Source organism: Bacteroidia bacterium, assembly GCA_041391665.1.
Taxonomy (GTDB): Bacteria; Bacteroidota; Bacteroidia; order J057; family J057; genus JAGQVA01.
Window position 1 is genome coordinate 2,155,122 of sequence record JAWKNO010000003.1, and the last position, 25,966, is coordinate 2,181,087.

General features: G+C 46.7%; 17 protein-coding genes. 6 read left to right on the forward strand and 11 right to left on the reverse strand.

Annotation, left to right across the window (positions count from 1 at the left end):
- Positions 1–12 precede the first annotated feature (12 nt).
- From R3D00_31460 to R3D00_31475, 4 genes are all read right to left on the reverse strand, one after another.
- Positions 13–510 carry a hypothetical protein gene (locus R3D00_31460; protein MEZ4777734.1) on the reverse strand — a complete coding sequence of 166 codons (498 nt, stop codon included), beginning with the start codon at positions 508–510 and terminating at the stop codon, positions 13–15.
- 204 nt (positions 511–714) lie between these two features.
- Positions 715–1,773 (reverse strand): alcohol dehydrogenase family protein, encoded by a 1,059-nt coding sequence (locus R3D00_31465; GenBank protein MEZ4777735.1) that lies wholly within the window; start codon positions 1,771–1,773, stop codon positions 715–717.
- 10 nt (positions 1,774–1,783) lie between these two features.
- On the reverse strand, positions 1,784–3,214 hold the full coding sequence (locus tag R3D00_31470) for a PhoPQ-activated protein PqaA family protein (GenBank protein MEZ4777736.1): 1,431 nt from the start codon (positions 3,212–3,214) through the stop codon (positions 1,784–1,786).
- 768 nt (positions 3,215–3,982) lie between these two features.
- Complete coding sequence (locus tag R3D00_31475; protein MEZ4777737.1) at positions 3,983–4,864, reverse strand: hypothetical protein; 882 nt, start codon at positions 4,862–4,864, stop codon at positions 3,983–3,985.
- A 291-nt stretch (positions 4,865–5,155) separates the two neighbouring features.
- Here R3D00_31475 and R3D00_31480 point away from each other — a divergent pair, with 291 nt between their 5' ends.
- The gene (locus tag R3D00_31480) at positions 5,156–5,431 is read left to right on the forward strand and encodes a transposase (protein ID MEZ4777738.1); all 276 of its coding nucleotides are present in this window, start codon (positions 5,156–5,158) and stop codon (positions 5,429–5,431) included.
- A gap of 399 nt (positions 5,432–5,830) precedes the next feature.
- Here R3D00_31480 and R3D00_31485 read toward each other — a convergent pair whose 3' ends face one another.
- From R3D00_31485 to R3D00_31500, 4 genes are read right to left on the reverse strand one after another with little or no spacing between them, the layout of a single operon-like run.
- Complete coding sequence (locus R3D00_31485; GenBank protein ID MEZ4777739.1) at positions 5,831–6,832, reverse strand: hypothetical protein; 1,002 nt, start codon at positions 6,830–6,832, stop codon at positions 5,831–5,833.
- A gap of 12 nt (positions 6,833–6,844) precedes the next feature.
- Positions 6,845–7,783, reverse strand: a complete 939-nt coding sequence (locus R3D00_31490; protein ID MEZ4777740.1) for a DUF6175 family protein — start codon at positions 7,781–7,783, stop codon at positions 6,845–6,847.
- A gap of 12 nt (positions 7,784–7,795) precedes the next feature.
- Positions 7,796–8,293: a hypothetical protein gene (locus R3D00_31495; GenBank protein ID MEZ4777741.1), complete on the reverse strand. Its 498-nt coding sequence runs from the start codon at positions 8,291–8,293 to the stop codon at positions 7,796–7,798.
- Positions 8,294–8,338: 45 nt separating this feature from the next.
- Positions 8,339–10,180, reverse strand: coding sequence for a hypothetical protein (locus tag R3D00_31500; GenBank protein MEZ4777742.1), 1,842 nt, complete (start codon positions 10,178–10,180; stop codon positions 8,339–8,341).
- 286 nt (positions 10,181–10,466) lie between these two features.
- Here R3D00_31500 and R3D00_31505 point away from each other — a divergent pair, with 286 nt between their 5' ends.
- Complete coding sequence (locus tag R3D00_31505; protein MEZ4777743.1) at positions 10,467–11,906, forward strand: hypothetical protein; 1,440 nt, start codon at positions 10,467–10,469, stop codon at positions 11,904–11,906.
- Here the strand turns inward: R3D00_31505 and R3D00_31510 are convergent, their stop codons facing one another.
- Positions 11,907–12,320 carry a T9SS type A sorting domain-containing protein gene (locus R3D00_31510; GenBank protein MEZ4777744.1) on the reverse strand — a complete coding sequence of 138 codons (414 nt, stop codon included), beginning with the start codon at positions 12,318–12,320 and terminating at the stop codon, positions 11,907–11,909.
- 301 nt (positions 12,321–12,621) lie between these two features.
- On the opposite strand from R3D00_31510, the gene R3D00_31515 reads away from it, so the two are divergent.
- Complete coding sequence (locus R3D00_31515; protein MEZ4777745.1) at positions 12,622–15,513, forward strand: CHAT domain-containing tetratricopeptide repeat protein; 2,892 nt, start codon at positions 12,622–12,624, stop codon at positions 15,511–15,513.
- Here the strand turns inward: R3D00_31515 and R3D00_31520 are convergent.
- Positions 15,510–16,280, reverse strand: coding sequence for a hypothetical protein (locus R3D00_31520; GenBank protein ID MEZ4777746.1), 771 nt, complete (start codon positions 16,278–16,280; stop codon positions 15,510–15,512). The two genes, R3D00_31515 and R3D00_31520, sit on opposite strands and share 4 nt — an antisense overlap.
- A 12-nt stretch (positions 16,281–16,292) precedes the next feature.
- Positions 16,293–16,862, reverse strand: coding sequence for a sigma-70 family RNA polymerase sigma factor (locus tag R3D00_31525; GenBank protein ID MEZ4777747.1), 570 nt, complete (start codon positions 16,860–16,862; stop codon positions 16,293–16,295).
- Positions 16,863–17,009: 147 nt separating this feature from the next.
- Between R3D00_31525 and R3D00_31530 the strand changes: the two genes are divergently transcribed.
- The 3 genes from R3D00_31530 to R3D00_31540 form a co-directional block, all read left to right on the forward strand.
- Positions 17,010–21,716, forward strand: coding sequence for a gliding motility-associated C-terminal domain-containing protein (locus R3D00_31530; protein ID MEZ4777748.1), 4,707 nt, complete (start codon positions 17,010–17,012; stop codon positions 21,714–21,716).
- Between the two features lie 105 nt (positions 21,717–21,821).
- Positions 21,822–24,098, forward strand: coding sequence for a glycoside hydrolase family 2 TIM barrel-domain containing protein (locus R3D00_31535; protein MEZ4777749.1), 2,277 nt, complete (start codon positions 21,822–21,824; stop codon positions 24,096–24,098).
- 107 nt (positions 24,099–24,205) lie between these two features.
- Positions 24,206–25,966, forward strand: a 1,761-nt coding sequence (locus R3D00_31540; protein MEZ4777750.1) for a PEP/pyruvate-binding domain-containing protein, incomplete at its 3' end; no start/stop codon positions are given.

The window sequence follows — 25,966 nt, forward strand, 5'->3', positions numbered from 1 at the left end:
TAAGAACCTTTGTTAATCACGCTGGCTTGCAAAAAAGTGGTTTAGCGATTGATAATAGGATACTTTCCCGTGAGAAATCTCCGAGCAAAACGGTGCCCGAAAGGTGGGCAAATGTGAAACCGGTTCAATACTATGATTAATGAATATATGATCCAGAATATGCCCCACATCAAAGTGATTCTGAAAATCCATAAAAAGCTCATCTAAGGCATTTGAGTCAATTTGCAATTGATTTTCAAGTGAAAATTGCATACTCAATACCTGGCCAGGCTGATTGGCCAGAAAAGCTAATAAGTCAGACAATGTATCTCCTGGCCGGAGAATGGGCGTCGCCTCTTCAGCTTCTTCTTCGAATATCTCTATTTCGGCAATTCTAAGATTTCGATCCATCGGATAGAGGAAATCTGCCAACGGATAATTGTACACTGATAGAGTGGAAAATTGGTAAGTTCTTTTTTTCAGTTCGACGAGAACCGGAGGATTAGTATGGAAATTTTTTCCCTTTAGCATGGCAAGAAGTTAAGACATAAACCCAACCTGCACGTTCGGCTAAAGACAAAACCACCTACTGAATACCTGCTCTCCTAGGTTCCCAGACTGATATGTTGTTCACATCAGGAGCGATCTATGCCTGCGCGATCAATAATAACTCAAGTAATATACGAGTCCTGGCAAGATGTGGCAAAAAATATTTGCTATCCCTGCAAATATTTTTCAAACACCCTCTGTAGACTTAAGTATTACTTTGAGATAGCCGGGTTCTTTTCGGTCAAATCGATCATAAGCAGTCCTGCCTTCCGCTAAAGGCATGATTGTAGAAATAAATGGACGGAGATCTGCCTGGCCGGCCTGTATACTTTCCAACAATTTTTCCATATAAAACCGCGCCGGACATCTGCCGATTTTATAGGTAAGGTTTTTGTCATAGGCCTGTGCCGGAGAAAAGGGAAATCCCGGACTTGTATGGACGCCCACCGTTGATATAATGCCTCCGGGACGCACCAGGTCATAGGCCAGTCTCGCTGCGGATGAGCTTCCGACGGCTTCCATTACGCCATCCGCTCCCCGCCCGTGTGTCAGCGAGCGGATGCGTTCCAGCGAATCTCTTTCTTGAAAATCAATCGGAATAGCTCCCAGTTTTTTTGCCCATTCCAGTCTTTCCGGAATCGTGTCTATGGCAAAAATTGTTTCAGCGCCACGCGCTTTGGCTCCCAAAATCGCCATTAACCCTACCGGCCCGCAACCGACCACAGCATATACGCCTTCGGGACGCACATCTGCCTGGTCTGCACAAAAATAGCCTGTCGCCATGATATCGCCGGTCAGCAAAACCTGTGTGGCATCCATCTCCGCCGAATACCGAACAAGCGTTGTATCAGCCATCGGAACCCGCACATATTCTGCCTGTCCGCCGTGAAGGCCATGGCCATTTTCCACCCAACCATACAACTGCCCACGCTCACAGCGGCAGGTAAGCCCGATCCGGCAATAATAACATTCCCCGCAATTGGTAGTAAATGGGCTCACAACATGGTCGCCCTTTTTTAATTTTTTTACGGCCCTTCCGGTTTCGACAATTTCTCCGACAAATTCATGCCCCATAACCGTACCAGTATCCAGCCCCGATTCCCTGCCGTGATAAATATGCAGATCAGAGCCACATACTGCCGTATATAATACCTTCACAATCACATCCTCCGGAGCCACAATTACCGGGTCAGCAGCAGATTCATAACGTATATCGCGAATTCCCTGAAAAGTAAGTGCTTTCATTTTGAATGGTTTATTCTTTCAGTCTTGTACCTTTGGGCGTTACCGGAGCAAATGCAGCAAACGGATAAGTATCAGGGGTTACGACAACGCCCGTTGTTAGTTTGATGGGAATTTCTGCAACGCCAGGGAAAGTTAGTTCTGCAAAAAATGCAGTATAACCCGCCTCCGGCTTGTCTGCTTTCAGCCGGTATGTACCGTCTGTAGCCAGCGGTATGTCCATGGGTTGATAAGCTCTGCCGATCGAGTCCACCTGAAAATTGCGGGCTTTCGGATTGTGCGCCTGCCACAGCGTAATAGACTGAGGTACAAATTCGGGGGAAGTCTGAATCACCAGTTCGCCATTTTCCACCTTCCAGTCAAAATCAGGACGTGGGGTTTCGGTAACAATGCTCTGGTAGAAGGAGATGAGCGTTTCGAGGGCATCAGTTTCGCGCATGGAGTGTTCACTGTTGGGAACATACCGAAGGTGTTTTTCGCCGATCAGATCTTTCCAGTAAAACTTCCAGGAATCGGGGAGAAAAAACTGGTCACCTGTACCGTTGATGATCATTTTGGGCATATCCAGCCGGTCGCGGTAGGAGAAAGGTTCTGTGAGTTCGAGCATCCGCGCATATTCTGCCGAGCCCTGCCATTCCATAATTCCCTCCTGAGAATAATTACCTACTGCGGGTGCCCATTGGCCATATACCTGCCAGTGGTGTTCGAAGGAAGGAACAATATTGAGCAAATCTATGACGATTGGAACAATTGCAATTACCCGTTTATCCATAGCGGCAGTGGTCCAGGTTGTCCATCCGCGTTTGGAGGCACCGGCTACTACAAATTGATTTACAGGGTGAGACAGACTTTTCCGGGAGAAAGCTTCTACCACATCCATAGCGCGAACGGCAGCGGTGGTCATAGGAAGCCGTGCCAGCCATTTGGCATCTTCATCTTTGGCACCACCTTCGAGAAATTTTCGCCATCCGTAAGAGATCAGTTCGTCTTCTTCGCGGGGGCCAAAATCATCGCCGACAAATTCGACCGGTTGGTTGGGCACATTGTGAAGATCAGCCACGACGGACTTAGACAGCAGAGCGGTCTGGAGAACGAGGTCGCTGGCTTTGGCAGGTTGTTGGCGCTTGCGGTTTCCCCCGCCGATAAAAAGCATACCCGTATTACTTTCGGCCTCGTCAGGCACAACGATGGTAAGCCAGTGCCACCAGACAGGATCTTTGACTTCAGCTTCTGTCAGCCATCGTTGAGATACGAAGCGGATGACATAGGCAGAATAACCCTCACCAGGAATTGTATCAACGGTTTCCCATGCAAAATCTGGCGAAACCGTCTGCACATACGACTCAAACGGATTGAGGGAAACAGCGGCAAAAGGCTCTGGCGCAGGGCGGCAGGAAAACAGAAAAACAAAAAGTGAAAGCAGTAGCAGGTTTACGTATTTCATAGCTCAGGTTAATAGTAGTTGCGGAATTTACAAATAATTTCGAATGCCCCTTCGGGCGCAAACCAAAATGTCGCACCTGATAATAATGAATAACTATATGGACACAATATGATTGTCTTTGACACAAGGCCCGTCACGGTCACAATATTGTTAGGCATTACAGCCACGATCTCTTTATTTTTTTATTGATTGCGCCGCAGCGCGCGTATGACGAACCCCCTTCCGCATAGCGTCCCCCTTTCAATGGGGGACTTGCGGAATTACGAGAGCCGAACGACGGCGACAAATCGAAGAAATCTCAGCTACATACTTCCCCTACGCCATCAGGTTCTCTTCCCACATTCCACCGGGCGAAGCCAGACCCCGGCGGGGTCCCATGTTTGTAGCCAAACCAGTGCCCCACCCTTTATTTTTTTATTGATTGCGCTGCAGCGCGCGTATGACGAACCCCCTTCCGCATAGCGTCCCCCTTTTAATGGGGGACTTGCGGAATTACGAGAGCCGAACGACGGCGACAAATCGAAGAAATCTCAGCTACATACTTCCCCTACGCCATCAGGTTCTCTACCCACATTCCACCGGGCGAAGCCAGACCCCGGCGGGGTCCCATGTTTGTAGCCAAACCGGTGCCCGGCCCTTTATTTTTTTATTGATTGCGCCGCAGTGCGCCGCCCCTGTTTATCCAGCGGAGAAACAACTTACGGATCACTACGAGATTTAGGTTTATGCTCGTTGACGAGCATTTTATTAGGAGAATATTTGAAACGCCTATTCCAATGAAAAAATACATTCCTCCAGAGAAGTGCCGTAGCGTATGGTGCTGGAAAGTATAGAAATATCACCGGGTCTGATGGCATGATGCGCGCTAAGTTTACACACGGTAGGCGGCATGAGGCTGTCAGTTCCTGTAAATGCATTTTGCCCCGAAAGATGAACATAGGAATTGAGAAGGATCGCATTTGCCTGGCCGGGGTTTAGGCAGGTGATGGGCGTCGAAAACGTTTCAACAGGCGCAGTGATTGTTCGCAGGTCTATGGTGTTTACGATTGCGGGTAAAGACAAGAGGGTAGGTAAATGGCGCATAAAACACAGCGGGTAGTGCGCGATTTCTCCCTCAAATTCGGCTTCACAGATTTGTGCGGTATTGACAATCTTTTCAGGAATCATTACCCCATCCGGTTTTAAGAACTGGCGTAAATGTCTGAAAATCTGCACCTGAAATTCATTGGCGCAGAATATACTCATCAATTCGCCGATGAGAGCGTCTACGGGTTCGGGGAGAGAGACTTTGCGGGCGTCGCCAAACAGCAGTTCTACTTTATGGGAGAGGCCCATTCGGGCGATTTCGGTTTCGAGGAAGGGCTGGAGGTCAGGATTATTTTCAATGAGGTAAGCCTTTTTGACGAAGGGGAGGTAGTGTTGGGTTAAAGCAAGCCTGCCGACACCCGCTTCACAGACGACCAGATCTTTGAAGTAATTGTACTGTTGAAAGGTATCGGCAAACTTGCCCACCCGCAGTTTGTCGGTTTCCATGATATCGTAGTAGATCTGCGGAAACCCGAAGTGGCGGGAATCGAAGGTTTGCGCTTCCAGGAGCGCGTATTTGAGTTGGGGGTAGTTTTGGATGATGTCAGGGAAGATGGGATGCATATTTCCGAATTTGGCGGAATGATACGGAATAATTGGGAATACGCACAAGCATCAAAAAAAAGAGGCCGAATACAATGTAAGCGGCCCCAGTAAACCAACCCCTGTCAGGAGATTTCATTTACCGGAGGAAAAGTGAGAAGGAAATTTTTAAAAATCAGATAGAAAAAAGTGTGAATCTCCCAGAAAATGGGGGGGGCTTATGCCCATTCGTGCTCCGAGAGTTCACACCGTACTCCCCCCAAAAATTAGGACAGTAAGTTTAGTTTGTCCAAAACCCTTAAATTTACTGTTATGGGAAGAAGAAAATTCACCTCACAATTCAAGACAAAAGTGGTGCTTGAAGCGCTGAAAGAGCGATCAAGTCTGACGGAATTGGCACAAAAATACGAGCTTCATCCTCAACAAATTACCACGTGGAAGCGCACCTTTCTATCGAGTGCGGAGTCTGTGTTTTCCCAGCCGGAGTTATCAGCTCAGGACGAGGCGGCCGAGGAGAAAGCCCGCCTACTACAAATCATCGGGGAGCAAAAAGTGGAACTGGAGTTTCTTAAAAAAAAATTGCGATGATGCCACTTGAAACGAAACGCGCGATGGTGGATCGTTCAGATCGAAGCCTGAGTTTGGCTGGTCAATGTCGAGTCCTGGGTATCTCTCGTTCGGGTTTGTATTATGAGCCACGAGGGATAATGGCTGGATCACCATAATACCTAGACAAAACAACCAAAATGTGCAAAGGCACTCGCTATTGCAATAGAGTTTGAGGCGTAGAGGCTGATACATAAAAATAAAGTTTAACACGCCTGGTCAAAAACCAGGCGTGTATAAATTGATTTCATACACATTTATGGAATTTTTCGCTGTTTCCTTATTTTCTAAAAGTAAACATTATTCTTTTTCCTTCATCATTTAAATCCATGAAATCAATGAAGGTCTCAGGAAAAATTATATTTAAATCTCCCAAAAAAATTACCATACAAACCATCTCCAGCCAAACAAACTCCAACCCGTGTAGTAATAAACAGGCTTATTTCTCGCATCTTCAATTCCCACTTGCCGTGCAGCCTCAATGCGGAGTTTTTCAAGTTCAACTTCGTCTGTATGTTTCTGCCAGCGAAACCTGAGGTCATCATAATATTTTGACATTTCGAATTCCCAGTCTTCCTGAATTCCCCGTTCCTGCATAGTGATGATCAACTTTTGCGCATCATTATAACATGCTGCGTCAGGCAGAATTTGAGATAAATATTTACCAGCTTCAGTGGCATTACGTCCGTTTTGACCAGCAACCCATATTGCCTGCGCTTTGGCGAGATTTTCTGCACACACGTAGTCCAGGTATCTTTGGTAAAAACTTATGATTTGGCCATTGGCCTGTTCATAACAGGAGGTACAGGCCTCCGGAACCAAAGACAGTGTATGAAATGCTTCTGCAAATTTATGCTCATTGGTCAGATTGTAAGCCCGGTCAAGAACCTGATTGCAATACTTATCGTAATATGAGCCAATTTTTGTCCGACTTTCTTTCAAAAATTCTGTAACCCGTGAATCTGTTGCCCGGAGTTGCTGGAATGCGGCACTGATGGCCTTACTTTCTGTTTCGCCTACTCCTTTTAACCCAACGGAGGTTGAGGTAAAAATTTTCTTATCATAGAAATCAACAACATACAGGTTGAGCTCAATAGAATAAGTAATCATTACAGGGCTACCTGCTACGATTGTTTTGCCAAGAATCGTGGGGGTTGCTGTCAATACAAAACGGGGACTCACTGCGGCTGGTCCGCCTGTTTGATTTGCTGCCTGCTGAAGCCGGTTTTGTAACAGGTTTCGGGCATTCTGCGGGACCGAATCCATTTCGGTTGGGAAGGCTACGGAAAGAGGAATTTGGCTATACCTGCTATTTTGGGCAGGTAATAGTTTAATAAGCGCTATTGTCAATACAATAACAGATACATATTTTAGTTTTCTCATGATGTTTTAGATTTACTTACTACCCAGGGTTAAAGTAGCCTGACCTAACCCTCTTGTATCGAGGCGTGAAGGGATATTATATGGAGCGTCTTGAAGAAATTTTTGAAGCTCACGAGCCCATCTTCTGGCGTCTATTGCCCGGTTTCTGTCATCAAACATTGGCATTCGTACCTGCTCAAAATACATATAAGTATCCGAATAGGTTGTAGTAGAAAATCTGCCTTTGACCGAGTTTTCAGCCAGCCAGTCTTCTATAATCTCACCCAGTTCGCTATCCCCATATTCTTCATAGAGATCCTGCCCCCATGAATCCCAAATGCGGATACGCAGTGTGATTTCCCTGCCATTTTCAAACATATCTTCAAAATGCCGTTGTAATCTATCTGAAAAATTATCCATATGAGCTATTATCGCTTCCTCAAGCAGACGGCTTATCTCAGCCTCAAAAGACGGCTCTCCTGTCCCGTCCACCGTAGCTACCTCTTTATTGGTATAAGCATCAAGTGCCCTGAGTGTATATTTTACAGAGTTTTTTGGACCTGTTTTATTAACTTTCCACTGAACTTGAATAATAATATCTGATTGAGCGTGTTTGTAGAGTTTGTCAATTGGGCTTTCCAACACGCTCCCTCCGTCTCTGCTCATACCCACATCATCTAATGCATTATCTGTGCTAAGGCTTTTTAGCTCCTGATCAAGAGCCTTTGCCGGGAAACCCCGGTCGGCCAGTAGTCCATTGATTTTAGCAATCACACTTAATAGGTCCATATCACTGTTTACAGCTCTCTCCAGATCAGGTAAAACCACCTTTCTCCCTTCATCCTGAAATTCCTGTATAAATCCCTGTTGAGTACACCACGCATCACTGGGTAGAACCATTAACGTAGGTTTTTTTGCCTGGCTCATGACAAGCATCGGGCAAAAAAATAAAACATATAAGATTTTTTTCATCTTCTTTAGAATTTAAAATCCAGTTGTCAGTGAGGGAAGCTTGATGTCTTTTTCCAGACGGGTTCGGAGTACGTCGTACTGTACAAGAACGACAATCGAAGCTTTATATACTTTTCGGCCCCGATCTTTTACTCTCACAATGTCCTGTGCCGCACCACCACTTACTGCAACATATTGCAAATAGGTGCCGCCTTCATCGAAGAATTCGTCAAAGTATTCTTTATTCTGCTCGGCAAGTTCCGCACTTTTAACAAGAGGGTTTATGGTACATACGCCCGCAAATGCACCTTTGAATATCATTGAATGAACTGCATTGCGTTTAGCTTGGATGATTGCCAGATCAGGCTTCCTGCCATAACCCCAGATTTTGAGCATTTTTGCGCCCTGGTTTGCGATACTGGCGCATTCTACTTCGTAGTTATCAGGAGTATATCCTGCAAGTTGCATCTTCTGTGCAAATAGTTCTGCAGAGGCGAATATGAGTAAGAAGGTGATAAATAATGTTCGCATGTTTTTTATGATTAGTTTCAATTATTTCAGGTTGTATGTAATACTTTAAAGAGTAATCTTCATTCCCACAAAAGTGCTGATACCAATACCCCGACCGGTGAAGATATCTCCGTAAGAGGAACTGAGTTTTATTGCTTTATCGACATCCTCTCCGTTGATTCGAGGCTTGCTAATGGCCATACGTGCCACAACTCCCGCTTCGATTTGCATATTGGGATGCAGACTGAAACCCAGTCGGCCACCAGCTTCCGCCATATGCTGCTGTAAATACAGGTTATATAATGCACCTGCCAGGTTACTGGTATTTTCCTGAGCATACCCGACCATACCACTATAATGGAAATTACGGGCAAAATATCTTTCCAGCATAAATCCACCCGACCAACGGATAAAGTCTGTCTCATTGGGGCCTGGATAAATGGTTTGTATCAAAATAGGCGTCGTGTTTTCAATATCCTTTCTGGTTTTGGAGTTCATGTCAAATACCACACTTCCATAAAGCCAAAGCCCATGAATTGAGTGCCCGGGTTTTCCTGAAGATATGCCCTGAGATAAGTTGAACTCTCCTCTGACCGAAAATCCAGACATTCCCCCAATCAGTCCTCTCTCCATTCCTATACTTACATTTGCCCCAAATCCATTATTCTCTCTCAGAAACATTCCTTCATAGGGTTTTTTGCCCTGAATCTGATAAAATACCGAAGTGCCTGAAAGAATGTTGCCATCTGCCACTTTCGCATTATCCCCAATTTCATAAACTCTCACTACTCCTACTCGTTTGGAGTATAACTCACCTTTGGCATTTTGGCGGTCTTCCATCACAAAAAATCGATTATCCACTTTAATTCCTTCTTTGGTGCCCAGTTTTACACTGATTGGATCTGTCTTTAAAATGTTACCTGCAATACCAAAATTCTCATTACTCCCCTTTCCCTCCAGACCGCTTAATATTTTATTCATTACATTATTCATGCATGAGGCAAACAGTTCATCATCGCTTTTGGCAGAGAAAGAAGCGCGCGCAATCGCATTTATTACTCCGCCTGTCTTCTGGGGTGGATTTTTGTCCTGCACTCCCTCTGCACTAAATTCATAACTTCTTTCATACCTGAACGGGAATGACATATTATCAAATGCTTCTTTGCGTGAAGCGATCAGTTTACTATCGTCATTTGATTCGACCCACAAATCATTCCAGAATATACTTTGAACAGAATCTCCAAAATCGAGTTTGAATAAATGAACCCGGACATCTGCTCGGTACCCGACCTTCGTGCGGGAGGATGCGCTGGTCTCTCTTCGTGTGTAATAATTATTCATTGATTCCATCCGGGCTATGTCCAAAACAAGAACGTAGGTAAGATTTACCAGTTTATCTGCGTCATCCATCAAAGCCGTATTGCCTCGTACTGTACCTTTGGAGTTGATGACCTGCATATCATTGACATTATACAGCGCCCTCTCCCTAAAAGTCCCATCCACAATGAATACACCATCTTCTGTGCGATCAAACCATTTGGCAATGATCTGATTTCCCACCTTATTGTCCATTAGCCATTGATTAAATTGTTCCCTGACTTGCTGTGTATCAATTTTGGCAGGATTATCCTGTACGGATTTTTTTAGCTTTCGGAAAGCGCCTATTTTGTTTAAGGTTTCAGAAGATTCTTTCTGGGGAATTTCGTAAGTGTTTCGGCTAAAGTTTACTGGAAATATCTGATCTTTGATAATATGAGCGTCGTACTTTACTGGAACACTGATCGGCTCGCAATTCAAAGCAGCGCGCTTGTCCAAATCCGGAAAATTTGCCATGACAACTGTAAGGGAATTCCGGTCATATGTCCGGGATTGTCTGGCATCTGGCTCCTGTGCATTTAAGCGAGACATTAATAAAGCTAAATACAAAAGGAGTAGTGCACTTCTTAATAAAAAAGTAACTTGTTTCATAACTACTGTTTTGGCGGGTAAATGATAGAGTGAAACAAATATGACTTGAATCATATAGCCGTACCAGAATATTATCTCCCCAACCTCCCACATCATTATCTCGCGAAGTCATTCATAAGGCTTCGATCCTGCATTTTGGGCATTATTTATGTGGTGCTTGTTCCTGTTGCCGGGTTTTAAATAAAATACTACCTTAAGCAAGTATTCTTTTACCTATTCCACCCCAATGCCCGACACCGCCAAAATCTACCTCTTCGAAAAGATTTACGCGCTCCTCTCACCCAAGGAACAGCGTGAGTTTGATGCCTGCCTCCTCGCCCGTATGGAAAACAAACAGCAGGATATGGTGACGCTCTTCCTCGCATGGAAAGAGAAACAATCCTGGGATAAAATCGGAGAAATCACCGGAAAAAACGGCAACCCGCTCGAAAAAAGAATGGACCATCTCCGGGGAGAGCTTCAGGAGGAAATCGAAGATTTTCTCGCGTGTGCCGCCTTCCGCAGCCAGTCGCATATACGCGATACCGCCCTGCTCGAAGAAATACAGTCCCGCGGCGACAAAGATCTCTTTCAGATTTATAACACGAAAGTCAACAACCGCCTCGAAAAAGACCCCGTGAGAGGTGCCGAATATTATCGCGAAAAATTTCACCGAACCAACCTCCTTCAGGCCCATCTCAATATTTTCCCCAACAAACTCCGCAAAAATGAAGACCTCGCCGAAGAAGTCGCCAGCCATTGGACACACAGCATCAAATCCGAAGTACTTGAAGTCGCACTGCTTCTGTTTTCGCAAAATATCGATCCCACCAAAATGCTTGCGCCCCTGCTTAAATGGGCTACCCAAAAACCGGAAAACGAAGACCCCCGCTCGCCTTTTATCGTCTATCGGCAGGTGTATGAACTCTACAAACAAATACCCTTTAAAGAAGAGAACCTACCCGAATCGTCTTACCAAACCCATATCAAGCTACGCGAACTGAAGCCCGTTTTCTCCGAAAGTTCATACACTGCACTCTCTCGCCTGGTATTTAATTTTTTTACCCGCCGCTCCAAACACTTTGAGCAAAAACAGGACTTTGATGTGTTGATCGATATTGTGGAAAATAGCTTTTCCAAAGGCCCGCAGCGGATCGGCCCGCAGATGTACCGGACAGTCATCTCCCTGTACCTCAACTATACCTATTTCTGCGATGATAATGCGGAAAAAGATTCCTATATCCAAAAAGCCGAAGCTTTTCTGGAGGATTTTAAACCTTTTCTCGATGATGGGGTTCGGGAGAATGCCTATGAGATCAATAAAGCAGCGATTTCGTTTTATAAGGGAGAATTTGAGTCGGTTTATGCAGGCTTACTTCTGTCTGATCCGTTTTATGGTATCAACCTCCAGTTTCTGATCATACAGGCTATGTACGAAACCAAAACCGGGATCCCCCGCATTCCCGACGAACTCCATACCCTCTCCCAGCGACTGCGGCAGGCCAATAATATCCCCAGGCTGGATAAAGATACTTACGCCAACCGTGTAAAAATTTTCAAGCAACTACTGAAAATCGAAACAAAAAAAGATCGCAACAAATTTCTCGAAACCATAAAAAAAACCCAGCCCCTCACGGGCCGGGTCTGGTTTATCAAAAAGGCGATGGAACTGAAGGTCGGAGAATGATTATAAATCTTCCGATATGACCACTGTCTCTACGATCAGTTCAAAATTGGTCTGGATGCGGAAATAATACACCCCGGGCGCCAGATCTGTTTCAAAGGTGCCGGAGCCGTTTACCGAAGTGGAAAATACCAGCGTGCCGGAGGAACTCACAATATCCAGATGGCTGATGTTGGCCATTGCACCTGCCGTGATTTCCACATAGTCATAGACCGGATTCGGAGCAATGACTACCGAAGAATCGGGATGGGAAATCTTGGCCTGGATATCATCAATCTTAATTACAACCCCACGGGCCTGTACCAATTGAGGAACAACGATAATGGCAATGACAACCAGCAACAGCGGACGGATGGCGGAGCGTAAGGCAAAATCTGACCCAGCCCCCTCCTGACGGAAAGAGTTTACGAAGTTCATTTTAGTAATTGTTAAATTTTGAAAAATGAATACTGCGCCCCTAAGGGCCGCAAAGGATCAGAAAGCGCTTTCAGAAACCACCACATGCAATAGTTGCATGCATTTCACATGGGATGGCAAAAAAGAACGGTTTATAATAAAAAATTCCTTTTTTATGTTATATAAAGAAGAGTATGGGTTTGCCAAAAGGTAAACACCACTTCAAAAAAAATTAACCCGCCAAACCTAAGTTTTGTAAAAAATGAGATATCCGCACTTCCGGTTGATACCAACCGCAGCCACTATTTGGTGTTTTTTGAGCATGGCTATTTTCTCAGCGACCTTTCTCAGTTGTGGGAAAAATGATCCTGTGTCAGAAAATTCAACAGTTGAGGTAAACCCAGCAGTCACTGACAGCCTCATAAAACAGATTACTGATGCAGGACAACTTCTATTCGAAAACAATTATGATTCGGCTTTTGTACGGTTTCAGGAGATTGCTGATGCATCGCTCAAAGCCAAAGTATGGAAAGTCTATACCCGGGCCATGATTCAGATCGCAGCTTTATATTCTGAAAGAGAACAGTACGAATATGCGCTGCACAAATACCTGCTGCCCGTACAGGATACGCTGGATAAATACAGTTCCGACAACTACCCCGATCAGCTATTAATTTATGCAAACACAATACCTGTAATGGCAGAAACTGGCAGGATAAACAAAGCGCTAGAAGTAGGTGTTACAATGGATAGCCTGCTTCAAAAGGAAAAAAACAGGTTAAACGCCCTCATAGACACTACGAAAAACGAAAAAAACAGACAAGTACTTCAGCTGGTTTTGTTTCATGAGGATTGGACAACCCAACATCTTCTTTCCATATTATACCTTAAAGCCGGGAAAACTCAAAAAGCAGGGCAGTACCTGGAAAACACCAAAAGTACCCTAAGCCAACTCATCTCAGCCAATCCTGCCAGTGCATTATTATATCCTTTGTACCTTAGTAAGGTGGGGAACTTCCACGAACACCTGGGAAACTTAGATTCTGCAGAATATTACTATCATCAGGCGTTTAACTTAGCGGCTGAGACAGGAAATGCAGCTTCAGCCGAAACAGATACCTACAACCTCGGCATCATCAACCGGAAGCGGAAAAAAATAGAGGAAGCCATAAAGTGGTTTGAACAATCGCTCGACATCACCCGCCAAATCGGTGAAAGTTCCGACCGGTCGGATGTGCTGACGCATCTCCAGCTCGCCCGTACCTGGTATGCCCTCGGTAATAAACCTCAAGCTATGACCCATATCCGGCGGGCGATTGCGAAACAATCGGTCAACTACTCCCATGAAAGCTCATTGGATATCAACCCCTCTGCCTCCGAAATTCTCCACGACCTCCGGTCTGTAGAGGCGCTTTACCTCAAGGCCCGATATATGGCGGAGGACTGTTTTGACAGACTCAACACTCAACCCTGCCAGGCCACCATCGCCACCGGAGGACTTGCGTTTGAGATTGTAAATGACCTCAAACACGTGCTCCATACCAGCGAACTGGCACTTTCCATTGTTGATTCACTTCTTCAGATCAATTTTTTTGCAAAGGAAGAGACTGAATTCAGTCTCGCCGATTCCGCCTCCGCTTTATATGAAAATGCAGTACATGTGGCTTTCCTTCTCGCCGAACTGGAACCCGAACGGGCAGAATTTTACCATCAGGAAGCATGGAAATACTCCGAAGCCAATAAATACAATCTTTTGTTTTATGGGATCCAAAGAGGGGAAGTCGAACGCTTCGGCAAGGTTCCGGCAGATTCTATTATCCGGGAAAGGATTCTTGCAGAAAACCGCCGCAGGTTGGAAACGGAGATTTTTACCCGAAAACAGGCAGGAGAAAATCTGGGAGAAAATGCCCCGGTCGTTGCAGCACTCGCCTCGACAGAAGCCGCCTGGAACAATCTGGAGAAATACTATCAGCAGACCTTTCCCGATTACTACGAATTGCGTTTCGGGAAAAATGACATTACTATCCCAACTGTACAGCAAAAACTGCTGAAAAAAAATGAAGCCATGCTGGAGTATCTGTCAACGGGAGAAGCCATTTACGCATTTCTCATTACACCGGATACAGTGGTTACTTTCAGTACCTGCGGAGTACCTGATTCGCTGATTGAAAATTTCCGTATGAGCGTCTCCGGCGTTTTGCTTCCGGCAGACAATGCCGGGAAAGACTGGAAATACAACCATATTGCTATTCCCGCTCATAAGCTTTACACCGAGATCCTCCAGCCAGCGACAGATATATTAAAAAACCTCTCCGACCAGCCCTGGCGACTGCATATCGTACGGGATGGAAAGCTCAACTACCTCAATTTCAATACCTTCCTTTCATCCCTTCCTCCCGCAAATGAAGAAACCCTTTCACCGTGGGAGTATGTGGTCATGGACGAAAAAATTACTATCAACTATCAGTACTCCGCAGCCATCGCATTTCGCGAATCCAAAAGAAAAAGCGATACGCAGTTTATCGCCAACTATGCCGGATTTGCACCCTGGCCGGTGGAAAACGAACTTGAATATTCGCGAAAAACGGTGCGGACGGTTAAAAATCACCTCGGTTATTCTTCGCGTGCATATACCTCACCCAAATCGCCCGGGCATCTGATGGAAGTTTTTCTGGACAAAGGGGCGCAATTTAAAATCTGCCATATTTCCACACATGGAAAAGCAGATGCCAGCGATCCCGCATTTTCCAGTATCCTTTTTTCGGCGGCAGATTCGCTTACGGCTCAGATAATATACGAATCAGATTTCCCCAACCAGCAGATTATCCTCGACGCATGTGAAACGGGAGTGGGAAAAAGTGTTTCAGGGGAGGGAATTCTCAGCCTCGACCGTGCATTTACATTTGCCGGGGCGCATTCGGTGATGATGAGCCTTTGGCAGGTGGAAGACGCAGCAGCCGGCGTACTTATGGAAGACTACTTCGAAAATCTGAAAAAAGGGTCAGACCGCGATCTGGCATTAAAGCAGGCACAGATGCAGTATGTTCGCAGCCAGGGAAACAATCATCCCTTTTACTGGGCTGCCATGGTGACTATCGGTGACCACGCACCGATCAGCCTGTCGTCTTCACGCTTGTACGGGTATATATTGGTGGGCCTGGTTATGGGGGTACTGCTGGCGATGTTTTTTTTCAGGAGAAGACGCCAGGGTTAGGGTGAAAGAATATCCAGATTTTTAAGCGCGAGCCTGTAATATTTATTTTCAGGATTGGAGCTATCGCGGGTTACTTCCCGGAGTGCCTGAATGGCCCGATCCTGATCACCTTTTTCGTGGTAGAGCACAGAAAGTTGCAGCCAGGCAGGCAGCCGGTCATTCATTTCTTCTCCATGTCGGGCCACATTCAGCAAATATTTTTCCGCCTTTTCCAAATCTTTGGTTGGTGCAGGCGCATACAGATAGTTTACCCCCGCATAATATCTGCGTACGGTTTCTGACTTGGATATGGGGCCGGAATCGAGGGTGAGGAGCGAATCAGAATCGGCTTCTTTCACAAGAAAACGCAGATTCTGCTGAAAATCTCCCATAGATTCGGGATGTGCGATTAATCCTTCAGCGCCGTCGCCCTTTACCTCAGTCATCGGGCGAAGTTCATAGTTTATCCCATCCGGAAATTGAGAGTTGGAAAATAAGAATTTCACAAAAAATGATACCCCGATAAACACAACCGAAGCCGCAGCGAAATAAATATACAGGCGGGGAAAATTTCGCAGTCGCTTGTTTTGAGCAGCAGGCTCCGTTTTGGATTTTTCATAATTTTCCCGGGCAACCTGATCTGCTAATGCGAGAATCATGGTCTCCTGAAACCGGAAGGCCTCAGCCAGTTCGCTGTCAGTTTCCATTCGTTTCAAAAACTGTTCTCGTTCTGCTTTGGGCATTTCACCGCGAAACAGGCGGTCGAGGTCTTCCTGATAATGTTCCATTTTTTAAAAAAATTATTCTCTGATTGAAACAAAAACACCCCTCAGCCGCTTAATACACCTATTTTTTTGAGTTTTTGCGCCATCTGCCGACTCATAGTCCATCGCAATTGCAATTTCAGCCATTTTTCTCCCTTCCATATAAAATAAGGTAAGGATTTTATAGCAAATCAGGCTTTCCTTTTTTAAATTAGTCAATGCACGGTTTAGTTTTCTGACCATACTTTCCATTTCGCTATTATCTTCCATTTCCTCATTTTCATCATAGCTGGGAGGAAAATCTGTTTCAGAATTTTGTTTTCGGGCCAAACGAAACCAGTCGCGCTTCAGGCTTGTGAAAAACAATCCATCAAAGTCTCTGACCTTCCAGCCGCCTTCCTGTGTGTATTTTTTCCATAGTCTTAGAAAAAAATCTGAACATATATCTTTTGCATCTTCTTCCGGACACCCCTTTTGTAAAAGAGATTTTACTCCTTCTGAATAATAACAATCCATTAACCTCCGATAAGCTGAAACTGAAGTAGAAACCGAAGCTGAATAGTTTGTAATCTCTTGCAGCAGAGAGGCTGCATCACATTTAGGCATAGTTATCCAGATATAAGAGTTCTGAGAAATGGAAAGGTAAACAATTTTACCAAAAAAATATGATTTGACAATGATTTCACAATAAAATACATGTTTTGTATCCCACCATATATTTCCCGAATTTTCCGTATGATTTTTGATTCAACTATGAAAAGGATAAGCCGACGTTCTATTGCTTTTGTATGGCTGGCCATGTGGTTTTGGATGAATATGTCCGCCCAATATGCCCTCAATGGCACAGCCTTAAACCTCGGCGGAGATTGTTTTCGTCTCACAACCCCTGGCACATTCCAGAATGCCTCTGTATGGTACCTAAATCAGGTGAATATTTCCCAGTCCTTCGACCTGCTCTTTCAGGTCAAACTGGGCTGCAATGATGCCAATGGCGCCGATGGCATGGCCTTCGTCCTCCAAAGGGTCAGCACATCCGTCGGCTCCGCCGGGGGGGGACTCGGCTACGCCGGCATCTCTCCCTCTATCGCCATCGAACTCGATACCTGGCAAAATACCGACCTCAACGACCCTACCTATGACCACATGGCCGTGCTCCGCAACGGCAGCATCGCCCACAACAATGCCAATAACCTCGCAGGCCCTGTTCCCATCTCCGGCGCCACACCCAATGTCGAAGACTGCAACTACCACGACTTCCGCGTCACCTGGAACGCTGATTCCATGATCCTCAGGGCATATTTTGACTGCTTACTGCGAATTACCTACTCCGGAAATATCATCCAAAGTACCTTCAACAACAACCCCATGGTTTACTGGGGATTTACTGCCGCTACCGGCTCCTTTACCAACGAACAGGCATTCTGCCTCGATTTCGTCTCATTCTATCAGTCGCTCCGCGATACGGCCATTTGCCCCGGCTCCGCCCTCCAGCTCGATGCCGGCGCAGGTGATACCTACATCTGGGCTCCCACTGCCAACCTCAGCGATCCCTTTATCCAAAACCCTGTAGTGTCACCACAAGGACCTGCCACTTATACCGTGCAGGTTACCGACGGCTGCGTCATTCGCTATGATACCATCAATATTTCTATTCGACCTCCAATAACAGACATTCTCCCTCCTCAGACATTCCTTTGCAATGGAAGCAGCCTTATCCTGAATGCCTCCACACCGGAATCTTCCTATCTGTGGTTTGATGGAAGTACGGACTCCACCGTTACCATCACCCTGCCAGGCACTTATGGGGTTACCGTCTTTACTCCCTGCGATACCGTGACCGATAGTATTGTCGTATTGCCACAGGCCGCTCCCTCACTCAATATTACAAATGTTTCCTGCAATGGAAACAACAACGGTTCGGCGCTGGCTACTATTTCCAGCGTCGCACCTTATACTTTCACCTGGAAAAACGGAACCGGAACTACCCTCCAAACTGCCAGCACAAATGCTAACCAGAATCTTCTTTCCGGGCTTTCTCCGGGAACATATACACTCACGGTCCTGGATGGAAATGGCTGCGATACCACGATCAATTTCTCCATCACAGAACCCCCTGCCCTAAATATCTCCCTCCTGCAACAACAGAATGTCAATTGCGGAGGTGCCAGCACAGGCTCGTTTCAGGTTCAGGCTACAGGTGGCACAACCCCCTACCAGTTTTCTGTAAATGGCTCACCTTTTCAGAATTCTCCCACCTACAACAACCTCGCAGCCGGTACTTACAACTGCTTTGTCCGCGATGCCAACAACTGCCTGGACACGGTGGTGATTACCATTACTCAAAATCCGGTGCTGAATGTAGCAGTTACCCAAACCATATCTGTAGCCTGCTATGGCGGTAATACGGGCAAAGTTTTCCTAAACGGAAGCGGCGGAACGGGCGGATACAGCTATTCGCTTGACGGAACCGTTTTCCAACCGGGTGCGTCTTTTACGGGTTTGACCGCGGGCACTTATACCGCCTGGATCAGAGACGGATTAAACTGTATCAGTACCACGACCTTTATCATTACCCAACCGGCACCCCTTTCTTTGAATTCACAGGTAATCTCCAATGTAAATTGTTTTGGAAATGCTACGGGCGTATTTGCCGTCAGCGCCTCCGGAGGTATTGCCGGCTATCAGTTTGCCTTGTCGAATGGGCCATTTTCCAACGATACGATTTACAGCGGACTGGCAGCGGGAATATACCCCGTCAGCATTCAGGATGACAGCGGATGTGTGGCAACATTTCCCGTTCAGATTACCCAGCCTCCCCAACTTACTTTCCAGAATCCGGCGCTTTCTATGGTTGATTGTTTTGGGAATAATACCGGTTCGGCGACACTGTCTGTTGCTGGCGGAACGGCTCCCTGGGAATTTTCGCTGAGTGGCGGCACGTTCAGCAGCAGTCCTGCATTTACCGGACTGGCAGCGGGCAGTTATACCTTCGTCGTCAGGGATGACAGCAGTTGTACCGACAGCCAGATCGTAACGATTACCGAACCAACGCTGCTGGTTGCTTCGGTTAACCAGCGGCAGGATGTCGATTGTTTTGGGAATAATACCGGAGTTTTAGGCGTTGCCGGATCAGGCGGGACAGCTCCTTTTCAATATGCGATCAACGCATTTCCATTCCAGAATCAGCCGGTATTTGATTCGCTCTATGCAGGGTTTTATACCCTGAGTGTACTCGACGACAATGGCTGTCTGGCTACCGTGGATACCCTGATCACCACGCCCACCGGGCTTGCCATCGGTATCGACCAGCAAAACAATGTCAGTTGTTTTGGCGACAGCACGGGAATGCTCACCTTCAAAGCCATCGGCGGTACGGGCCCTTATCAATATACTGCCGACGGCATAAATTTTTTCCCGCTCACACAGCCGCTCAGCAGTCTGCCCGCTTCTTCCGATACCCTACTCGGATACGACGCCAACGGATGTCTTGTGCCCATTCCCTATTATATCACACAACCCCAGCCGCTCAATTTTTCTATTGCAAGTGTCAGCGATATTCTCTGTTTTAATGACAGCAGTTCGACCATTGCGCTCCACGCAGCAGGGGGCGTAAAACCGTATGCTTTTACCCTGAATGGAGGAATAGCGCAAAGCGACTCCGTCTTTTCAGGTCTGCCCGCAGGCGTGTATCAAATCGTCATGTCCGACGACAGCGGATGTGTAGCAATGGCAGATACGGCCATCTCCCAACCAGATTTACTGGCCGGGGTCATTGATTCGCTGACGACTGTTGATTGTTGGGGAAATGAAACCGGATGGTTTAGCATAGGGGTTTCCGGCGGAACAGGACTTTACACTTATGAAATAGACGGCGCAGGATTTGGCAATTCGCCTGTGTTTGACAGCCTCGCTGCCGGTAATTATCAGGTAGTGATACGCGACGACAATGCCTGTACCGATACAGTTTCCGTAGTCATCAGCCAGCCCGACACGCTGGTGGCTGATATTTTTGACAATATTCCTGTCGCCTGTTTTGGCGACAGCACAGGCAGTATCCGGTTAACCGTCTCTGGCGGTACGCAGCCGTATATTTATTCGGTAAACAATGGCAGCCCACAGGCCGATTCGCTGTTCGCGAATTTACCTTCCGGCAATTATGCCTTCACCGTTGTGGATTCGCAGGGATGCCTTGCCGCAGTTTCTGATACGGTTACAGAGCCGCCATTGCTTGTTCTCAGCCTGATTTCACAAACAGATGTGCGCTGTTTTGGTGAAGATAACGGCAGGATCAGCGTTTCGCCTTCAGGAGGAATAAAGCCTTATGGATTTCAGTTAAACGGTGGTATAAGCGTTGCGGACAGCCTGTTTGACAGCCTTTCTCCCGGCAATTATGATATATTGCTCACGGATGATAACGGCTGTACCCAGCAGATCAGTCAGATCGCGATTTCCGAACCAGATACGCTGGTGGTTATGCTTTCAGGAGAAGATGTGAGTTGCCATAGCGGAAATGACGGCAGTCTCACCGCAGCCATTTCAGGAGGAAATCTGCCACATACAATAGTATGGAATGACCCTTCGCTGGCGTCTGTTCCCTCTGTCTCAAATCTATCTGCCGGAATCTATTCTATCCTCATCACCGATTCGCTCGGGTGTACAGATACCAGCTCGCTTACTATTTCACAGCCCGACACCCTGTTGCTGGGATTGGTTTCCACCTCAGATGCATTTTGCGATTGGGACAATGGCTTTGCAGCAGTAACCGCAATCGGAGGAACCATGCCTTACAATTTCCGGTGGGATGGGATACCCGGGCTTGACGGTCCGGAAGCAAATAATATTTTCGGAGGAACCTACACCGCCTGGGTTACAGACGCGCTGGGATGTATGGATTCACTCTCTGTTTTTGTGGGAAATACACCACCCGCTATTCCCGACTTTGTTACATCTCCCCCCACAGATCAACCCATTACATTTTCCCAACAGCCCTTGCAGATGATCAACCGGTCACAGGGAGCGGCAGGCTACGAATGGGACTTCGGCGTTTTCCAGGGAATGTCAGACAAAGAGAATCCATTATTCACTTACGCCGACCCGGGCATTTACACGATCACACTTACGGCATACAACGAATATTGGGTTTGTCCGACGACCTATTCCCTTACCATCGAAATTCTCCCTGACGGAGCCATATTTTTCCCCAATGCTTTTACTCCCAATGATGACGGCAACAACGATATATTTTATTTTGGCGGGGAAGGAATTGTCGAACTCCACGGCATGATATTCAACCGGTGGGGAGAAATGATCGCTACGATTCCGGCACTGGATCAGGGGTGGAATGGCCATACGCAAAATGGAAATCCGGCACCGGAAGGCGTTTACACCTATGTAGTAAGAGGCACTTTTAATACAGGCAAAAAATTTGAGCGGGCGGGGACGATTACGTTAATACGTTAAGTTATTAGCTGTACGGACAGAAATGAATGATTAACAAGGATTTAGATATAATACACATAAATCCCCGGTTTTTCTTAATTTGCCCCGACGCCTTAATTCATTGTCATGAAACAGTTGTACCTAATGTTTTTTTACCTCCTCGCCGGAATGGTTGCGACCCTCGCACAATCCCGCCAGGAAATCACCCTTTCAGATCAATGGCAATTTAGCGGCGCAGATGTAACCGGAAATAAAATTGAGGGCCAGGTAACCCTTCCCCATACGTGGAATGCAAAAGACGCTCAGGCCGGAATTCCCTATTATAGGGGCGAGGGTCGTTATGTCAGAACATTGGTTGCAGAACCAAACTGGCAGGGAAAGCGCGTATTTATACGGTTTGAAGGAGTCATGAGCAGTGCCCGGGTTTCATTTAACGGCAATCTTCTGGGCGAACACAAAGGCGGATATTCGGCTTTCTGCTACGAGATCACCGATTTTATCCGTTTTGGAGAGGAAAATAATATCGAAGTAATTGCCAGCAATGCAATCACCGAAGAAATACTCCCGCTGGCTGGGGATTTTAACCTGTATGGAGGAATCTACCGTCCGGTATCCCTGCTGGTCACCAGCAAAACCTGTATTTCACCGCTCGACTATGGCTCATCAGGGATTTACCTCAAACAAAAACTCGTATCTGAGCACCACGCTGAAATAGAGCTTTCGGCTATTATTTCCCACGGAGAAGAACAGGCTGCACTGGTTTTATTTCGTTCGACAGTATTTGATGCAGAAGGAAATATTGTCCTCACGGCAGACTCAGTGTATCGCTGTGAGCCAGGAAACCAGACCATGGTCCAATCGCTACATATTGACAAACCGCACCTATGGAAAGGTCGCAAAGATCCTTATCTCTATCGGGTAAGGGTTCAGATGTATCGAATGAATCAGGTCATTGAGGAATTGTCCGAACCTCTGGGACTTCGCTATTTTCACGTTACCCCCAGTGAAGGTTTTTTCCTGAATGGAATTCCCTATCCGCTGCGAGGGGTATGCCGGCATCAGGACAAGGAAGATATGGGATCTGCACTTTCAACAGCAGATCACAAAGAAGATGTGGATCTGATCATGGAGTTGGGGGCAAATACCATTCGCCTCGCGCACTATCAGCAGGCGGAAGAAATGTACAGCCTTTCCGATACGGCAGGGCTGGTCATCTGGGCGGAAATACCTTTTGTCGGAATGCCGGGCTTTGGCCGTTCAAACAACGGATATATCAACTCTGAGGAGTTTCACGCCAATGCCATGCAGCAGCTTACCGAATTGATTCGGCAGAACTACAACCACCCTTCTATCTGTTTCTGGGGTATTTTCAACGAAATCCAAAACCCGAAAGATGCAAGTCCGGTCGATCTGGTGAAAAAGCTCAACAATCTGGCCCATAAAGAAGATCCCACCCGCATCACAACGGCTGCCAGCATGCTTGATACAGAAGAGCCGATCCACGATATTACGGATGTGATTGCGTGGAATAAATACTTCGGATGGTATTACAACGATCCGGAGAAAATAGGGGAGTGGCTGGACAAAACTCACGCAAAATACCCATCCTGGTCAATCGGAATCAGCGAATACGGTGCAGGAGCAAGTATTTACCAGCACGAAATTGATCCCGGCCGGCCCAATCCATTTGGCTCGCCGCACCCCGAAGAGTGGCAAAACTATTACCACGAAGCGCATTACAAGGCATTTAAAGAGCGGCCTTATGTATGGGGAACCTTTTTGTGGAACATGTTTGACTTTAGTGCCGACTTCCGAAGAGAAGGAGACCACCCCGGGCGAAACGATAAAGGACTTGTAACTTACGACCGAAAGGTCAAAAAAGACGCTTTTTATCTATACAAAGCCAACTGGTCAGAAGAACCTGTGCTGTACATTACTTCCAGAAGATATACGCTCCGAAACGACAAAAAAACTCCGGTAAAAGTCTATGCCAATACCGATGAGGTAACCCTCTGGGTCAATGGAAAATCGGTAGGTACGACCACAGGAGAAAATGGCGTGTTTGTCTGGGAGGAAATCACCCTTGAGCCCGGCAATAACCAGATAAAAGTTACGGGAAAAAGAAACGGAAAAGAATATGAAGACGCCTGCGTATGGGTTCTCGAATCGAGAATGGCCGTCATTTCCAAAATTTTCGACCTGCTTCCTTATGTAAAACCAGCGCTGATTGCAGGCCTTTTCATACTGATCTATCTATGGAGAAGTGCCTTCAGCCGCCAAAAAAGGAAACGCAAACCATGGAAAACCCGCATCTGGAAAATCGCATTTTACCTATTCCTGACAGGTTTGATTCTCCTGTTTGCCCTGCAGATCGCACTTTGGTACACAGGCATGGGAAGGTGATAAAAAGCATTTACCTCAGCGCCTAATATCATCTGCATCCTTCTTCGTGGATTCTAGCTTTGGTACGAAATACTTGGTTATCTCGTGCCAACTTAAAGAATCATCCCGTGGAAAAGTTAAAGTATGTTTACACATTTGGCGACAAACACGCTGAAGGTAATGCCAGAATGAAAGAATTGCTGGGCGGCAAAGGTGCAAACCTTGCAGAAATGAATCTGATCGGAATTCCTGTACCTCCCGGATTTACGATAACGACTGAAGCCTGTAACGACTATTATTCCATCGGTAAGGAAAAACTAATTGCCCTGCTGAGAGAACAGGTAGCCGCCGCCGTGAGCGAAACAGAAACTATCGTAGGTACCCGGTTTGGAAGTAAAGAAAACCCCCTTCTTCTCTCCGTCAGATCAGGCGCAAGAGTGTCGATGCCAGGTATGATGGATACCGTACTGAACCTCGGACTGAATGCCGAAGTGGTGGAAGGGCTTGCGAAGAAGATGAACAATGAAAGAGCGGCATGGGACTCTTACCGCCGGTTTATCCAAATGTACGGAGACGTGGTCATGGGCCTGAAACCACAGAACAAAGAAGATGAAGATCCTTTTGAAGTAATTATAACTGATCTGAAATCAGAAAAGGGCGTTACGCTTGATACGGAACTTACCGTTTCTGACCTGAAAGAATTATCCTCTCGTTTTCTTAATGCTATACAAAGCCACACCGGCCAGGAATTCCCTACCGATCCATGGGATCAGCTTTGGGGCGCCATTACGGCCGTTTTTGACAGTTGGATGAACCAACGTGCGATTACTTACCGCAAGCTCAACGGATTTTCCGAAGCCTGGGGCACAGCAGTCAATGTTCAGGCAATGGTTTTTGGAAATACCGGTAATGATTCTGCAACCGGTGTGGCATTTACCCGCGACCCTGCAACCGGCGAAAATCGTTTTGTCGGCGAATACCTCATCAATGCACAGGGCGAAGACGTTGTGGCGGGTACACGTACCCCGCAGCAAATCACCCTGGAAGGGTCTGTACGCTGGGCAAAACTCGCCCATGTCAGCGAAGCCGAAAGAGCTGCCAACTATCCATCACTGGAAGAAGTGATGCCCGACGTATTCCACGAACTCGACGAAATTCGCCTCCGGCTCGAAGAACACTACCTCGAAATGCAGGATATTGAGTTTACCATTCAACAGGGAAAACTCTGGCTCCTTCAAACCCGTACCGGCAAACGCACAGGCGCGGCAATGGTGAAAATCGCCATGGATATGCTCCGCGAAGGTTTTATAGACGAAAAAACAGCCATTCTGAGAATAGAACCCGCCAAAATTGACGAACTCCTCCACCCGATATTTGACCCGGAAGCACTGGCAACCGCTACTGTTATCGCCAGAGGCCTTCCCGCCTCTCCGGGCGCAGCTACAGGGCAGATTGTCTTCTTTGCTGAAGATGTCGAAGAATGGGCTGAAAGAGGGGAGTCGGTCATTCTGGTCAGAATAGAAACCTCTCCCGAAGATATCAAAGGCATGAACCTCGCCAAAGGCATTCTCACCACTCACGGTGGTATGACTTCTCACGCAGCGGTAGTTGCCCGCGGTATGGGCAAATGCTGTGTCTCCGGCGCAGGCGAATTGCACATTAGTTATAAAGACCGCACGCTCACGATCGGCAATCAGGTACTCAAGGAAGGCGACTGGATTTCCATCAATGGTACCGCGGGTCATGTCTATAACGGCCAAATCCGCACCAAAAAACCCGAACTCAGCGGAGATCTGGGTACGCTGATTACTATCGCCGAAAAATATTCCCGCATGGGTGTATGGGCCAATGCCGATACCCCACACGACGCACAGGTTGCCCGCAGTTTT

Excerpts from the sequence above, each read along its gene's own strand:
- R3D00_31480 (MEZ4777738.1), top strand. The coding sequence starts at position 5,156 with ATGGGAAGAAGAAAATTCACCTCACAATTCAAGACAAAAGTGGTGCTT.
- R3D00_31520 (MEZ4777746.1), bottom strand. The coding sequence starts at position 16,280 with ATGGAACATTATCAGGAAGACCTCGACCGCCTGTTTCGCGGTGAAATG.
- R3D00_31510 (MEZ4777744.1), bottom strand. The coding sequence starts at position 12,320 with ATGAACTTCGTAAACTCTTTCCGTCAGGAGGGGGCTGGGTCAGATTTT.
- R3D00_31530 (MEZ4777748.1), top strand. The coding sequence starts at position 17,010 with ATGAAAAGGATAAGCCGACGTTCTATTGCTTTTGTATGGCTGGCCATG.
- R3D00_31490 (MEZ4777740.1), bottom strand. The coding sequence starts at position 7,783 with ATGAAAAAAATCTTATATGTTTTATTTTTTTGCCCGATGCTTGTCATG.
- R3D00_31495 (MEZ4777741.1), bottom strand. The coding sequence starts at position 8,293 with ATGCGAACATTATTTATCACCTTCTTACTCATATTCGCCTCTGCAGAA.
- R3D00_31535 (MEZ4777749.1), top strand. The coding sequence starts at position 21,822 with ATGAAACAGTTGTACCTAATGTTTTTTTACCTCCTCGCCGGAATGGTT.
- R3D00_31515 (MEZ4777745.1), top strand. The coding sequence starts at position 12,622 with ATGGCTATTTTCTCAGCGACCTTTCTCAGTTGTGGGAAAAATGATCCT.
- R3D00_31475 (MEZ4777737.1), bottom strand. The coding sequence starts at position 4,864 with ATGCATCCCATCTTCCCTGACATCATCCAAAACTACCCCCAACTCAAA.
- R3D00_31465 (MEZ4777735.1), bottom strand. The coding sequence starts at position 1,773 with ATGAAAGCACTTACTTTTCAGGGAATTCGCGATATACGTTATGAATCT.
- R3D00_31505 (MEZ4777743.1), top strand. The coding sequence starts at position 10,467 with ATGCCCGACACCGCCAAAATCTACCTCTTCGAAAAGATTTACGCGCTC.
- R3D00_31500 (MEZ4777742.1), bottom strand. The coding sequence starts at position 10,180 with ATGTCTCGCTTAAATGCACAGGAGCCAGATGCCAGACAATCCCGGACA.
- R3D00_31485 (MEZ4777739.1), bottom strand. The coding sequence starts at position 6,832 with ATGAGAAAACTAAAATATGTATCTGTTATTGTATTGACAATAGCGCTT.
- R3D00_31525 (MEZ4777747.1), bottom strand. The coding sequence starts at position 16,862 with ATGCCTAAATGTGATGCAGCCTCTCTGCTGCAAGAGATTACAAACTAT.
- R3D00_31460 (MEZ4777734.1), bottom strand. The coding sequence starts at position 510 with ATGCTAAAGGGAAAAAATTTCCATACTAATCCTCCGGTTCTCGTCGAA.
- R3D00_31470 (MEZ4777736.1), bottom strand. The coding sequence starts at position 3,214 with ATGAAATACGTAAACCTGCTACTGCTTTCACTTTTTGTTTTTCTGTTT.